The sequence below is a fragment of the Pseudomonas sp. PKS genome (genome assembly GCF_051913525.1).
Lineage (GTDB): Bacteria > Pseudomonadota > Gammaproteobacteria > Pseudomonadales > Pseudomonadaceae > Aquipseudomonas > Aquipseudomonas guariconensis_D.
Map to the genome: position 1 here is coordinate 1 of NZ_JBEGDO010000059.1, position 333 is coordinate 333.

General features: G+C 62.2%; 1 protein-coding gene. It reads right to left on the reverse strand.

All coding sequences use genetic code 11. The features are described 5' to 3' along the window. Nucleotides 1-333: inverse autotransporter beta domain-containing protein (locus tag ABOA88_RS24075; protein ID WP_440128003.1), on the reverse strand; the 333-nt coding region annotated here is incomplete at both ends.

Sequence of the window (333 nt, forward strand, 5' to 3'; positions counted from 1 at the left end):
TCTTGCGGTTGTCCTTGCCGAACAGGCCGACTTCATCGCCGTAGTACTGCTCGTACGTGAGCTTGCCACCGAGTTGCGGCAGGGAGGGCAGCCAGGCCTCGGTACGAAGGTCCCACCCGTTGGCGGGGCGTTCCAGGTAATCCTCGACGTCGGGCGAATCCTTCCAACTGGTCAGACGCGTATAGCTGTTGGCGTTGACCTTGAGAAAGTCGCGCCAGTACTCGACCCCCAGGCCCAGACGGGCGTGTTGGCGGGAAAGGTCGTAATCCAAAAAGCTATTGGCGCCGAGCATGTAGCCGTCGTTGAAGCGACGCACGCCCAGGCCCAGGCTGG